The sequence below is a fragment of the Paenibacillus thalictri genome (assembly GCF_004307995.1).
GTDB lineage: Bacteria > Bacillota > Bacilli > Paenibacillales > NBRC-103111 > Paenibacillus_AF > Paenibacillus_AF thalictri.
This window is the reverse complement of sequence record NZ_SIRE01000004.1, coordinates 70,084-83,895: the sequence shown is the minus strand read 5'-3', so window position 1 is coordinate 83,895 and position 13,812 is coordinate 70,084. Positions and strand designations below refer to the sequence as shown.

The window sequence follows — 13,812 nt, the reverse complement described above, 5'->3', positions numbered from 1 at the left end:
AAGCCATTGCAAGTATGATCGGCGAGGAGAGGGAATGTATGAATTTATTTGCACAAGAAAAAGGATTGGCGCTTACCGGTTTGTTTGGTTTTCTGCTTGCCGGGATTTGCGCGGTATGGGTCGTGTTGTACGGAGGGGAGGTCGCTCCGCGCGGGAATGTGGCGAATGCATTTTCTTTTGATGCGGCGCTGGGTGTGTTTTTGCTTTCGACGGCGGCAATTGCACCATTTTCGGCCATGAGCGCGAAAGGCCGGGTATTTTTCCGGTGGTCGTATATCATACTGGCGTTGTATTGTTATTTTGCCGAAAATGTCCAGAACTTCCGCGGCGTAAATCCAAGGTTCGTAAAGGGGGCAGCGCCTTTTGACGTGACGGTAGGCTCCATATTTACTTTTGTCGCTTTGCTGCTTGTGTTGTGTTATTTGTTTCTGGCCGTCCATTATTTTCGCAGCAAAGCTTACACGGCCCATCCGGTGCTCGTTACAGGCATTCGTTATGCGATGATCGCTGTGCTGATCTCCTTTGCGGCCGGAATATGGATATCTTTTAACGGTGGCCGGACAGTCGGGTTGCATGGCAACTTGATCTGGCTGCACGGTCTTGGTTTTCATGCAATTCAAGCGATGCCGGCAGTCGCTTGGCTTGTCAGCCGGAAGACGCCTTCAGCTCAAACGCGGGGAAATCTTGTTCATATCGCGGGAACTACGTACATTTTAGGACTCGTATCGATCGGTTGGCAAACTTATTTAGGCGGATCCGTTCAGGAGTGGTCGTTATTTCCGGTTATTGCTTGCTGTTGTTTTGCCGTCTCGCTTGCAGCGGGGGCATATGCGTTTTTCGATAAGATAAGGGATTCCAAAGGTGTCAGGAGAGAATGGTTCGGATAGTCTTATCTGCTCGTATAAAGGAAGTGGGACTTCAGTCAACGTTTGGCGGCTGAAGTCTTTTTTCTATTCGTTCATTTGTTCTGCGGGATAAGACTACTTTGACATTACAGCTGTTGTCTATGGTCGCGAGGATGACCTCACTCAGCTTGGCATGCTCAGCGGCAAGTTGATTTATGAGCCATTCCGTATCTTTTCCTAATTGCCTGAGCAGCGGATATTCGATCTTTCCATCAATAACGACGGGTTGAGTCAGCGAAAATGCTGCCGGCTGTTTGTTCATATCGGCTGGGGTGAGCGGCTGATAAGTCGTATTTAGGAAAACGGAAATAATGCCTCCCGGTTCCCAGATTGCCAGAGCGACTTTGGCAATATCGTCGACTTTTTCCTTGCGCAGCTCGGAAAATAAATAATGCATCGATATTCTGGCTTTGCTTAAATTGTGAAAATCAATGTGTCCGTTTTGAATGAGTGTGACAGGCAGCGGCTCCAGAAATCTCTTAAACGGCGGCCACTTCAAGCCAAGCCAAGTAGCGGCGATGTATAATGCAACCAATACGACACTGGTTATGATGGCTCCGGACATGCCTAATTGTTCGTCAGAAAGCGGGTGGGCTATTATATTGCCTAACGTAAGGGCAATGATGAAATCGAGCAGCCGAAGCTGGGAAATAGAGCGTTGTCCCATCATTTTGGCCAGCAGCAGGAGAAATATAAAGCTGATCCCCGCCCTTAAAATCCAGTCCATGAGGTCCAGTGACGGCTGGCCTTTGAAGAAATTCAATTTCTGCGCAACTCCTATATTCCGAAATTATCCAATATCCTGCCCAAACGTGCGACTTTTATCCCTCAGGAGACAAGTTCCGGGTGAGGAAACATACAGCCAACGTGGGCGGGCAGAAATCGTCTATCTCTTCAAGCAAGCTGGCTCATATTCATAGATTTGGAAAAAATGAATCACTAAAGGAAGTGGTTTCGTAGTATAGTTAATATACGCAACTAGGAAATATTTTCAGCGGTTCTAAAACCGTTATGGACGGCAGCGAAAAAAAATTGCGAATATTGCGGTTCGGCGCTCACTTATTAAAAAATGCTTGCAGAAGAGGCCCTTGGGCCTGTACAGAAGGGGGAACGCAAACGTGTATACTAGCGACAAGCCCGCAATAAGTGGCAAGCTGATTGCGTGGTTCTGGTTTCTTTTTTTTCCGGTGGCGGTCCTGCTTACACTTATACGGGTAATCAAACATGTCAATTTGAGCTATCACCGGATCCTCGATTATAAACTTATCAGCAAAACCTGTCTGCTGCTCTTTCTCTTTTTTACATTAGCGTATATGTACAAAAGGGCCAGCGTCCTCGGAGACGGGGACGGGCGTGACTTTTATTATGGATGTGTGGCTGTTCTGGGTATCCCGGGATTTTTGCTTGGGATCATCAGTTGGGTGAAGACAATCCAACTCGAAGCCAGGTACAAGAAATATTATGACCTCATTTATTATCAAGAGGTAACATCCGTTCAAGATATTGCCAAAGCCGTAAATAAACGCGAAAGTATCGTGCGGAACGATTTGCTGCGCATGATCGAGCTGCGGATGATTGAGGATATGTCTTTTGATGCGGATTTTAGGCATCTCGCGCCATCACATTGGGGAATTCATGAATCCGATGGTTCGTTTACGATTAATTTTGAGTTGACAGGAGCGGGACTCGAGGATTTGGATTTTGACGAAGCTCCTGCAAGGATGTCCAAAAAGGTTAAACGTGCGCCCAAAACGGTGGAATGTTCCGGTTGCGGAGCCAAAAGCGTGCTGCAGCGCGGAGAAAAGAAAAACTGCGATTATTGCGATTCGGTTCTTACTTATCCAAGGTAGCCGACGGTATGCCCGGAGGCCGACCAATTTTGAGGCTTCCACCTGAAAGAGCAGATTAACCGGGAGAAGTATGGGCATAAGGATATGGGATGTAAGGATTTGAAGCCGCGGGCATTTGCGCCGCGGCTTCAGCTTTAACTTGTGTTAGTAATTTCCCGCAAACGGCGTTCCTTTTGTCGGAGTCCCGTTTTCATATTGCTTCATGAATTCCACTCTTTTGCACACAGTCGCTTCCGCCGCTGCCATGGCTTTGGCGCTGTCCCCGCTATGCAGCGCATCGATAATCCACTTCTGCCCGAAGCCGGCATGTACGACTTCGTCGGCCCAATCGAAATCTTGGAATGTGGTCATTAACGGATCTTTCACGATATCCCGGCAAAACTCCCACTCTTCGCGTTTGCCCGGCGGGTATTTCATCGCCGCTTTTTCGATCGCGATGGTCAGGTGCGTGTAGGTTTCATCATTGTCAAAGGCATATTGGGCCATTTCGTACCAGCCGGTCCAGTTCGGCTTGCTGTATACATCGTATCCTTTGACGCGCAATGCCGCTTCGCCAAACCAGGAATGGCGCACTTCGTCCCATAAATGGCGGGCCGTATCGAAATAGAACGCCCACGGCTTGCCTTCCGTCGTAAAATGCACATAAGCGATTCCTTCGGCCGGCGTCATTTCAAAATAACGGCTGTACATCATCAGCTCAAAGCGGCCCTGGTCGCTGTCGGCAAACTCGATGTCTTTAAACTTAACGACCGAAGAAGTAAAGCGCTCGTCCCGGGTGCTTCGCTCGGGCAAAGCGAAAGCTTTGCTTGGTACCGCAAGCAGCGGATCGGGCGTTCTGGCGGCGGATTGGCCTTCAATGCCTCCGCAAGCTTCCAGCAGATCAGTCAAGTAGGTTTCCCACCGCGCGGCAAGCTGAAGTTCTTCGGATGAAGCCGCTGTAGCCAATTCGCCGATCGCGGAAAGTCCCCAGCCGATCTGATCTTCGCGGTCTATAAGCTGGTGCTTCAGCAGCGAAATCGTCGGTTCGTCGACCAGCGGCTGGGCGAGCTCCATATAGGCGCGGCAAGCAGCGATCTGGGCAGGTTTGACGACTTTAAACAATGCGGTCAGCAGCAGTAATGTCGACTCGGACTCCAGCGTGCGGTCCATTAGCAGCTGCAAACCGGCGTCGGGGCACTTGTCGTAGGCAACTGAGCTCAACCTCAGCTGCTTGCAGCGGTTCCTGAGCTCCTCGTTATGTTTCGCTTCCTGCCACGCAAGCCGGGCCAGCGCTCCTTTTATCTCGTATTCCGGACGCGCCAGCATATGCCCGACTTCGATCCGCATCAACTGCCGGTCGACAAAGCCGATTCGCCGCAGTCTGCGGCTCGATTCCTCTACCGATAACCCGATGCGGTCCCAATGTTCGATTCCCATAAAAGGATGCATATTCATTCCTCCGTCATTTGCATTATTTATCACTCGTTTAATCAAATTATAACGATTTTACTGTTTATTATAAATTCACTTGCTGATATAATATTTGCACTAAACGACATAAAGGTGTGGGAATATGTTATCAGCCGATCATCTGCGATTAACCTCCAATTTCGGAAAAGTAACCTGTGAACGAACATGGAAATGGGATACGCTTCATCAGCCTTTGCCCGACTTTGATTTGTGGTATGTGTGGAGCGGGGAAGGACATTTAAGCAGGAACGGAGAACCGCAAGAGGTGAGCAAGGGAAGCTGTTATTTATTTCGTCCGGGGGACGCGACACTCGCCGGATTGAATCCGCAGAAACCGCTGACGGTCACGTTTATTCATTTTTCCATTGACGGAATTGATCCCGCGGCGATGCCCGCGCCATACCATTACATCAAAGATACGCCTTATTTCGAGGCGCTGCTGAACCGGTTTGTGATGACGATGGTCGATCAGACGTCTGTTTCAACGCTGGAAGCGTCTTATGCGCTGACGCTGATGCTGCTGCATTTGCTGAGGGAGGAGACGGAGGAAACTCGGACGGAAAAAAGCATGATCCACGAAGTCGCCCACTATATCAAAGAAACGCCGGGGGAAGAACATACGATTGCGGCATTGGCAGAGAAAGCGCAGCTGTCGCCGCGCTATTTTTCGCTGAAATTTAAAGAGACGATGGGGGTTTCTCTGGAGCGTTATGTAGTGCAGACAAGGATCGAAAGAGCGGAGCATCTGCTGCGCTTCAACGGCATGACGGTTGGCGAGGTGGCGGAGGCGCTTGGTTACCGGAGCATTTATTTTTTCAGCAGGCAATTTAAGCAGTACCGGGGCAAGACGCCGTCGGAAGTGAGAAGAATGTAGCGGTTTCTGTTAGCAAGGGAGGCGTCGGAGGCAACATTCGATGTTAGTCCAAACGAATTGTGTTGTTGCTGCCTGAGAGTAACGCTATAATGAGGGCAAGCGTTCAAGTGCGGAAGGAAAAGAGAAGGATGATGGGCATTGATTAAGGTGTTGATTGTTGATGATTTGGCGCTTATGCGGGATGGCCTGCAAACGATAATCGGGCTGGAACAAGATCTGCAGGTGGTCGGTACGGCCCGTTCGGGTGAAGAAGCGATTGAGCAGGCGCTCCTGCTGGAGCCGGATATCGTGCTGATGGATATTCAGATGCCGGGAATGGGCGGAATTGCGGCTGTCCGCATGATGAAGGACAAAGGTTTGAAAGCGGCAGTGCTCATTCTTACGACGTTTTCCGATATCGATTATATCGTGGACGGGCTGAGCAGCGGAGCTGTCGGTTTTCTGATGAAGGATATGCCCGGAGAGCAGCTGGTTCAATCGATCCGCGATGCGGCCGCAGGGCATTTTATGTTGCCTTCCGCTGTGGCCGTCAAGCTGGCGAACCGGATCCATGCGCTGGATTCCGGACATTTGCCGGGAATCAACACCATCCGCAAAAAAGCGGAGGCTGCGCTTTTGACGAACAAAGAGCAGACGGTTGCGCGTTTGCTGCTGGAGGGCCGGACCAACCGGGAAATAGCCGGATTGTTATTTATGAGCGAAGGCACCGTGAAAAATTACGTCAGCTCCATCTACGGCAAGATTGGCACAAATGACCGGACGCTTGCCGTTGTGGCGCTGCGGGATTTGCTGGGAGACTGAAAAGTTTTGAGAAATCAGGCACAAGGAAGCCAATTATTTGTAAGTATCACTGAGCTGAGGAGACTTATATTTCTGGGCATGATTGATAATTAGATGCACCTCCACCCCTTCCAACGAGTCGGGAGTCAGGGGATATTGCCCGTTAACATTAATGGACCTCCATTTTGACGGGTTTTGTATATATAATGTTTGGCCCAAATGCAGTAAATCTGCATGCATGGCAAGTCCTTTTTTATAATATTCCTGAATCTCCTTACGAATCGTTTGTTCTGCCAGCCGCTGAAGCTCTTCCAGCGGTTTCTCTTCAGCCAGCTCCATTAAGGTTCCTGTGGCCTTCAACTTGATTTTAAACCGCGGAACGGCACTGCTGCGATCAACGATCTCGATCTTATGGGATGCATTCTTAACCTCCAGCGTAGCGATAATTCCGTTACCCGAACGGAGGGTGAGCGGAGATGCTTCATAGGCTGCCTGCATCCAGCGTCCCTGCATAATATCGCTCATTTTCATCCAGCCGAGATATTGGGTTCCGTTAAAAATAAATCCCCCCGACTTTTTTAATATATCCGCCGGTTTCCTTTGCTCCATCCAAGTTTCCTTTGTAATCTCAACTGAAGGAATGGTAACCGTAGAGGATGGCTCCAGCATTGCGGCTACAACCTCATTGACATAATATGGCTTCAAATTCGACAGTTGGGCATAGTTTTGCTCCGGGTTGCCTAGAATGCTATCGAGTGAACTGCGGTCAAAGAAGGATTTGGTGGAGAGAATATCGAACATGGAATCCTTCGTCCCATAAAACCATTTTGTATACCTTGTTTCTTTGTTGCGGTTGGTGAAGTCGAACACTTTCTCCAGCATTTGTTCTTTCAAAACATTTTCAGATAGGATCAAGTAATGGATATGTCCGAGGAACATCGTTCCTTGTCCTGAAGCAATCAAATCGCTAAAAGCTGCAAGTACCGTCGTTCCTTTCCCGCGCCCGACCCAGTTTTTAACCGTGGCATTTTGCTGTTCCTGCTTGGCGATCGAAGAAAAGTTAACCATTTGCCCATAAATAATGAATTTATTATCCTCGTAGTCGACACCCATCCCGATAATATAGTTCAGCCGCTGCACCTCTTCGGCATCCCAACAACCTGTGAATAGCAGAACCATGCCCCCTAGCAGCGCGATGTTCAGCACTCGCTTGATGGCTTTGAGCTTCAAGTACCGTCATCTCCTTTGGAAACGGGGGTTCCTCCCACAAGATCAATATTATTTTTGCGAAAAGGGAGACGAATGAATTTCAGCAAGCTTTCTTTCCTCCCATACTTTTCATAGCTGAAATAGGGTATGCCGAAGGAGTTCGTGTTAATGGCATAAACCAGCATATAAAATAAAGCGAGGATGGTCCCGTAAATACCGCATGTAGCGGATAAGATCAGCACGAACAACCGCACGATTCTCGTTGTGCTTTGTAAATTCAAGTTAACCAGCGTGGACCCTGAAACAATGGAGACGGCAGCCAGAAATATCATGCTAGGAGATAATATGCCTGCTCGAAGAGCCGCATCCCCGATAATAATCCCGCCCACAACCGTGATCGTAGAACCTGTTGCTCTGGGCAGACGCGCCCCCGCTTCTCTAAGCAGATCAAGCAAAAATAAACTGAGCAGCATTTCAATAAATGCTGAAATCGGCAGCCCCAGCCTCGATATCCCTATCGTTGCGAGCAGTTGAAACGGGATCTGGTCCTGGTTATACATGAGTAAAGAGATAAAAACGCCAGGAGAAAAGACGGAGATGAATGCGGCAATGATCCGCAACAATCGATTGGCGATCGCTACGTGATAATCGAAATAAGAATCCTCCGGGCTGATGAACAGTTCCGTTAACGTAACCGGCGCAATCGTAGCCGTGGGTGATCCATCCATGAAAACAAGAAATTTGCCTCGTGCCAGTCTTTCCGCAGCATAATCCGGTTTCCCTGTAAAATTGCTTATAGGCAGCACCGTATACCGATTCCCCGAAATTACATCTTCAAGCCTCGCATTGCCTCCAACAAGTACGGTATGTCCAAGGTTCTCAAGACGTTTCTGAATGATGTCTAGGGAAACCTCTGGAACGCGATCTTTAAAATACAGCAATGCCACCCGGGTGCGTGTAGTTCCGTACGAATAGTAATATTTTACGCTCAAATCGGTGGTAGCGAGCCTTTTTCGAATCAGAGCAATGTTCGTGTCGAGCTCCTCGACAAAGCCGTCTCGAGCTCCGCGAATGGAAGGCTCTAAAGCGGATTCTTCCGGCTCCCGGTGAGGCTTGTTCGACATATCCAGACTGTACAGTTCGTCTGTACGCTCGAAGTAAACAAGCAGTTGTCCGCCAAAAATCAAAAAAGCATATTCCTCCACTTTTATATCACATTTATGTACGAGTATTGCACCGTTTTCATTCATCAGTTGACCCGGTGTACCGCTGTCTTTGGACAGAGAATGGACCAGGTCCGGAAGAAAGTATTCGCGTAACCGGTTCGTATCTACCATTTGCGGTTGAAAGTAAAGCACAACTCTGGGGTAGCCCGGACTTACATGTTCGATCGCTACATCTTCGCAATCCATTAAAGCTTGACACAAAGTGTCGATCACATTTCTGTCCGTCATGAGGTATCGCTCCTTCCTTGTTTCTTGAACGATGCAAGCAGCATTACACCTAGACTTAAGAACAAAGTAATTACGATCGCGCCCGAAAAAAACCACTGGTTCAAAAACTGCACAAAATCTTTATCCGAGTGTGGATGGAGCACGATAACGATCATGAGAGCCGCAATGACCAGGATAGACGGGAGGGAGGCCTTTTTCTGGGGCAAATAGTCGTGCAGCAGCTCCATCATCATATAAATAGCCAGCGATATTCGAATAAAAGCGCCGGAGAGCCACTGGAATATCGATAAAAAATCAACATGTTCGACGTAGTGCCCGATTCGGACAAGCCGCCATTCTTCATAAGCCGGGTATCTGAGCCGCGCTGCCTCATCCGGACCGAACTCAGCTATAGCTCCTATTAACGGTCCAACCGTTAGTCCAACAAGCGCCCATAGCGTGAACAGTAAATGCCTGAATTTCATTTTATCCTGCAGATGCTGTTGAAGAAGAAGCACCAGCGCTATTTCAACCATACCTCCGCCTACAATAAACATCCCCTGTGCAACAGGCCCGAAACCGTTCTCCAATACCGGTAATATGAAATGATAATGCTTGCGCGGAATATTCACCGTAGCGACAAAAATGCCAAATAAAACTACCAAAGGCAGGAGAAATATCCCGCATCTCGCGATCGTTCGAATGCCTGAGTTAGCAGCCCATACGCAAACTCCCATAAGCAAAAATGTGATAAACCAATTCGGCGTATCGGGAAGAAACATACTTTTAACCCAAGCGATCGTGTCCATAACGGTTATCGTTCCAATAGCAAAGAGGTAAAGCATGACCGGAATTCGCAGGATGGAAGCCAGAAATTCTCCGTACTTTCCCCTCACCCATATAAAAATAGGCTCCATGTTCGTTTTCTTCATCACATAAAGCAGCAGCGGCAGCCAGCAGGTCAGTAAGACGCCTATGCAAAAGACGGATATCCATGCGCTTCGTCCTGCAATCCCAAGTAAAAAAGGAATCACAATGACGTGATCCATGAGACCGGAAGAGAGCATAAAGAGGGTAACCATCTGATGAAGATTTAAACCTCTCTGATTTGTGTTCATGTTTGATCCCACCGATATCTCTTTTTTGAAAATAGGCACAGGTTATCCGTATTATTCCTCCGTTGGGTTGCTTTATGCGGCAATGTGACCCTGACTTACCGGACATTTCCTGCTTCCGACAGGGTGTTAGGCTTTTTTCTATTCCCCACATGACAAGACACAAAAAAATTCATGACGGAGTCACACAGCAAAACGGGATGATAGTACCTCTTCGAGACATGCTCCGCATCACGATAATACTAATGTCAGAGGTGATCTGATTCCATTAAAGCATCAGGCGGTATGCCGCCTGTAAGGAGGTACTCATTTTGATTCATTTATTTTCCAAATGGTCGCAAGGAGCAAAGAAGAAGCTTCCGCTAATCACATCGCTTCTTGTAGCCGCATCCGGTATCGGAGCCGGGGTCGGGGATGTTCCGGCCGCTCAGGCGGCCGCTTCACCGGCGCAGCTGATCGTATACGACGATCAACTGCGAAATTCCTTTGTCGATTACAGCTGGGCTAAGCATTCGTTGTCGGATACTTCGACCAAACATGCGGGAACGAAATCGATCCGCATGACGCCGAACAATGACGACGGCCTGTATCTGTACAGGGACCGCATACTCAGCGTTTCGGACTATCCTGTATTGGAGATGTGGGTTAGCGGCGGCAAAGGAAGCGGGCAAAAGCTCGAAGCGGTTATCCAGACCGGCGGTCAGCCGGTTGCATCCCAGCCGCTTGACGCTGCTTTGTTCGGAACGGGGACATGGCAGAAGCTGAGCATTGACCTCGGCAAGCTGAACATTGCCAGTGGTATTTTCGACGGTATCTTGATTCGCGGCACAACCTCCGGATCGCAAAAGGACGTTTATTTTGACGACATCAGCTTAAACGCCGGTGGTGTCGTAGCCCAAAAGACGATGACGGGCGTTAACCTTTCCTACAATGCGGTGAGCATAAAACAAGGCCAGGACGTCACATTGGCCGTAACGGGAACCTTCTCGGACGGTACGAAATCTCCCGTGACGGAAGGTGTAACCTGGAGCAGCAGCGCCCCGTCGGTTGCCTCCGTCGCTAGCGGCAAGGTGACCGGCCTGAAAGCCGGGACGGCGGTCATTACCGCCGGGGTGGGCAGCTTTACTGCCGCGGCAAACGTGACGGTGACCGAAACGTCCTCGCCGGTCATCACCGGCATTACCGCAACGCCAACCAAACTGGAGCTGAAAAAAGGGGACTCTGCTGCTGCCGTCGTTTCGGCAACCTATTCGGGCGGCACAACCGTTCCGGTGACGCAAGGTTTGCAGTGGAGCTCCTCCAGTCCGGAAGTGGCAGCGGTGGCGAATGGAACCGTAACGGCTCTAAAAGCCGGAGCCTCCGTTGTGACAGTCCAGTATGGGACATTCAGCGCTACGGTGAACGTCTCCGTAACCGAACCGGCGCTTCCCCCCGTGGATGACGGGCAGAAAGGCATCGAGATTTACGGCGATGGTCTCGGACCGGTGTTCAAAGATTACAGCTGGGCGCAGCGCAACTTAAACGATACGGCGGTCGTGCATACCGGCACGAAGGCGATCTCGTTTGATCCGAGCAATGAAGGCGGCTTGTATTTGTATAAGGACAGCGGGGCGGTCAACGCGAAGGAATACGATCGTCTCGAATTTTGGATCAACGGCGGAGCCGCCGGCGCGCAGCAGCTGGAGCTGGTGTTTAACGCAGGCGGGCAGGCCGGAGCGCGGGTAAACATCGGCAGTCTCATCGAGGGCGGTAAAATTCCGGCCGGAAGCTGGAGCAAAGTATTGATTAATTTGCCGGACCAACAGATTACAAACAATATTTTTGACGGGCTGCTGTTCCGCGGTTTGACCGACGGCGCACAAGGTGTCGTTTATCTTGACGACATTCGTTTGCTCGAAAAATACGTAGCTCCGCCTACGGTGGTAGAAGGTGTCTTGTCGCAATACGGCACGGTGCTTGCGCCCGGCGACAGTTCGAAAATCACGTATGAAGTACGTTATTCCAACGGCACAAGCGCCGATAAGAGCGATAAAACGACATGGACGTCAAGCAATCCGGACATTGTTGCAGTAAACAAAGGTATTTTGAGCGCAGCAGGTACCGGTCTCGCCAAAATTACAGCAGTGTACGGCACGTCGACAGCCTCCATGTACGTGCAAGTCATTGCAAATACCCCGGAAGCGGCTTACACGGACGGCTTAGCGGCCGGATACTCGAACTGGAGCTGGGGTACCAGCAACTTCGGTAATGTTTCTCCGGTAGCGACCGGCAGCAAATCGATCTCCTTCCTGGCCAAGGGATACGAGGGGATCTGGCTGCATCGCGACAGCAAAATGGATTTGAACAATTATTACGGGTTATCCTTTAAAGTGTACGGAGGCGGAGCGGGTAAACAAAAACTTCATGTAAACCTGATGGACGACCGCAATTTTGTCAGCGACTTCGATCTCGAAACGGAACTTCCAAACGGGATTCCTGCGGGCAAGTGGACGGAAGTGAAGCTGAAGTTCGCCGACCTCGGGTTAAGCGCCTTAAGTTTTGACGGCATCGTGATGTCGGCATGGGGCGAGCAAGACCAAGGTACCGTTTATTTCGACGATATATACATGCTCAAAACGACATCGGCCGTTAATCTGCCTACGCCTGAACTCCCTGTCGTTACTATCGCAATCGATTCGACGAAAGACCGCAGAACGTTAAGCCAAGGTATTTTTGGGGTTAACTTTGAGGATTCGCCGGCGGAAGGTCATTCCACAATGAAATTCCCGATCAAGCGTTGGGGCGGCAATGCAATGACCCGCTACAATTGGGAGATTGACACCACCAACCGCGGCGGCGACTGGTATTTCTTGAACTACCCTTACGACAATGCCCATCCGGAACAGCTGCCAAACGGCTCCACTTCCGACCGGTTTATTCAGGATTCGCTGAATAGCGGAACGGACGTGCTGATGCAGGTGCCGACGATCGGCTGGACGCCGAAAGAACGCAAGATCGGCTGGAGTTTCTCGATCGCCAAATACGGTCCGCAGCAAAGCAACGAATGTGATTGGCACGAAGCTTGGTGCCGCGCCGATGCCGGCAACGGCAAGAAGAAAGACGGAAGTTATTTGACGGGCAACAAGCCGGAGGATACGTCCAAAAAAATCGGGCCCGAGTTCGTGACAAAATGGGTTGAGCACATCAAGCAAAATTTTGGATCCGGCGTACACAAATATGCGCTCGACAACGAGCCGATGCTGTGGCCGCATTCGCATTGGGACGTTCATCCGCAAATGACGACCTACGATGAAATTTGGAATTATACCAAAGCTTACGGAACGGCGATCAAGCAAGCCGATTCGCAAGCCGACATCTTTGGTCCGGTACCGTGGGGCTGGTGCGAATATTTCTATTCCGCGAAGGACGGCTGCGCGCCGGGTGCGGATATGGAAGCTCACGGAGGCAAGCCGTACATGGAATGGCTGCTCGGCAAGGTGGAGGAACACCGCAAGACGACCGGCACAAGGCTTATCGATACGCTGGACATTCATTATTATCCGGCTGAAAACAACGTGCCGTTCTCCAGCGATGAATCTCCGCTGATGACCAAACGCCGCTTGAATTCCCTCAAATCGCTGTACGATCCGAATTTCGTCGACGCATCGTCCTGGATTCAGGAGCCGGTGAATCTGATCCCTCGGATGCACGATATTATCGAGCGCAACGCGCCGGGCATGAAGCTGTCGATCTCCGAATACAACTTCGGCGACGGCACGGGCATCGGCAGCGGATTGGCGCAAGCCGAAGCGCTCGCTATCTTCGCCCGCGAAGGCGTCGATTACGCTATGCGCTGGGGCGGTCTGCAAGGCAATACGCCGCTTGAAGACGCGTTTAAAATTTTCATCAATTACGACGGTGCGGGAAGCCGCGTCGAAGGCAATGTCGTCAGCACATCGAGCTCCAATAGGGATGCGGTAGGTTCATACACTGTCGTATCCGCGCAAGGCAAAAAATACGTGCTGCTGTTCAACAAAGATACGGCGCCGCGCACAGCAAACATTCAAGCCGATCTGGCCTTGAACAAAACAGCGCAGGTATACCGCTTCGAAGCGCAGAAACGTCTGGCTCCGGCAGGCACCGTGCAGGGTACAGCCCAAGGACTGTCGCTGACGCTGCCGGCGAAGTCGGCCACGCTGATCGTTATGCCGTAATTGT

At 50.3% G+C, this 13,812-nt stretch carries 10 protein-coding genes; 5 read left to right on the top strand and 5 right to left on the bottom strand.

Features of this window, described 5'->3' with window-relative positions:
- Positions 1–38 precede the first annotated feature (38 nt).
- Positions 39–887 carry a hypothetical protein gene (locus EYB31_RS05005; protein WP_131012190.1) on the top strand — a complete coding sequence of 283 codons (849 nt, stop codon included), beginning with the start codon at positions 39–41 and terminating at the stop codon, positions 885–887.
- 31 nt (positions 888–918) lie between these two features.
- Here the strand turns inward: EYB31_RS05005 and EYB31_RS05000 are convergent, their stop codons facing one another.
- A complete protein-coding gene (locus EYB31_RS05000; protein ID WP_131012189.1) occupies positions 919–1,668 on the bottom strand; it encodes a DUF421 domain-containing protein in 750 nt (249 codons plus the stop codon).
- Between the two features lie 355 nt (positions 1,669–2,023).
- On the opposite strand from EYB31_RS05000, the gene EYB31_RS04995 reads away from it, so the two are divergent.
- Positions 2,024–2,755 carry a hypothetical protein gene (locus tag EYB31_RS04995; protein WP_131012188.1) on the top strand — a complete coding sequence of 244 codons (732 nt, stop codon included), beginning with the start codon at positions 2,024–2,026 and terminating at the stop codon, positions 2,753–2,755.
- 144 nt (positions 2,756–2,899) lie between these two features.
- Here the strand turns inward: EYB31_RS04995 and EYB31_RS04990 are convergent, their stop codons facing one another.
- Positions 2,900–4,183 (bottom strand): hypothetical protein, encoded by a 1,284-nt coding sequence (locus EYB31_RS04990; RefSeq protein WP_131012187.1) that lies wholly within the window; start codon positions 4,181–4,183, stop codon positions 2,900–2,902.
- Positions 4,184–4,307: 124 nt separating this feature from the next.
- On the opposite strand from EYB31_RS04990, the gene EYB31_RS04985 reads away from it, so the two are divergent.
- Together EYB31_RS04985 and EYB31_RS04980 are read left to right on the top strand one after the other, a co-directional pair.
- Positions 4,308–5,078 carry a helix-turn-helix domain-containing protein gene (locus EYB31_RS04985; RefSeq protein WP_131012186.1) on the top strand — a complete coding sequence of 257 codons (771 nt, stop codon included), beginning with the start codon at positions 4,308–4,310 and terminating at the stop codon, positions 5,076–5,078.
- A gap of 147 nt (positions 5,079–5,225) precedes the next feature.
- Positions 5,226–5,879, top strand: a complete 654-nt coding sequence (locus EYB31_RS04980; protein ID WP_240762131.1) for a response regulator — start codon at positions 5,226–5,228, stop codon at positions 5,877–5,879.
- A gap of 33 nt (positions 5,880–5,912) precedes the next feature.
- On the opposite strand, the gene EYB31_RS04975 is transcribed toward EYB31_RS04980, so the two are convergent.
- The 3 genes from EYB31_RS04975 to EYB31_RS04965 are packed head-to-tail and all read right to left on the bottom strand — an operon-like array spanning position 5,913 to position 9,618.
- Positions 5,913–7,088, bottom strand: coding sequence for a Ger(x)C family spore germination protein (locus EYB31_RS04975; RefSeq protein ID WP_131012184.1), 1,176 nt, complete (start codon positions 7,086–7,088; stop codon positions 5,913–5,915).
- Positions 7,085–8,521, bottom strand: coding sequence for a spore germination protein (locus tag EYB31_RS04970; RefSeq protein ID WP_131012183.1), 1,437 nt, complete (start codon positions 8,519–8,521; stop codon positions 7,085–7,087). Before EYB31_RS04970 ends, EYB31_RS04975 begins: the two co-directional genes overlap by 4 nt.
- Positions 8,518–9,618: a GerAB/ArcD/ProY family transporter gene (locus EYB31_RS04965; RefSeq protein WP_131012182.1), complete on the bottom strand. Its 1,101-nt coding sequence runs from the start codon at positions 9,616–9,618 to the stop codon at positions 8,518–8,520. Before EYB31_RS04965 ends, EYB31_RS04970 begins: the two co-directional genes overlap by 4 nt.
- Before the next feature lie 308 nt (positions 9,619–9,926).
- On the opposite strand from EYB31_RS04965, the gene EYB31_RS04960 reads away from it, so the two are divergent.
- Positions 9,927–13,808 carry a glycoside hydrolase family 44 protein gene (locus EYB31_RS04960; protein ID WP_131012181.1) on the top strand — a complete coding sequence of 1,294 codons (3,882 nt, stop codon included), beginning with the start codon at positions 9,927–9,929 and terminating at the stop codon, positions 13,806–13,808.
- The last annotated feature ends 4 nt before the right edge of the window (positions 13,809–13,812 follow it).

What these genes read in the sequence shown, in the direction of transcription:
- EYB31_RS05005 (WP_131012190.1), top strand. Translation starts at nt 39, where the DNA reads ATGAATTTATTTGCACAAGAAAAAGGATTGGCGCTTACCGGTTTGTTT.
- EYB31_RS04990 (WP_131012187.1), bottom strand. Translation starts at nt 4,183, where the DNA reads ATGCATCCTTTTATGGGAATCGAACATTGGGACCGCATCGGGTTATCG.
- EYB31_RS04985 (WP_131012186.1), top strand. Translation starts at nt 4,308, where the DNA reads ATGTTATCAGCCGATCATCTGCGATTAACCTCCAATTTCGGAAAAGTA.
- EYB31_RS04970 (WP_131012183.1), bottom strand. Translation starts at nt 8,521, where the DNA reads ATGACGGACAGAAATGTGATCGACACTTTGTGTCAAGCTTTAATGGAT.
- EYB31_RS04965 (WP_131012182.1), bottom strand. Translation starts at nt 9,618, where the DNA reads ATGAACACAAATCAGAGAGGTTTAAATCTTCATCAGATGGTTACCCTC.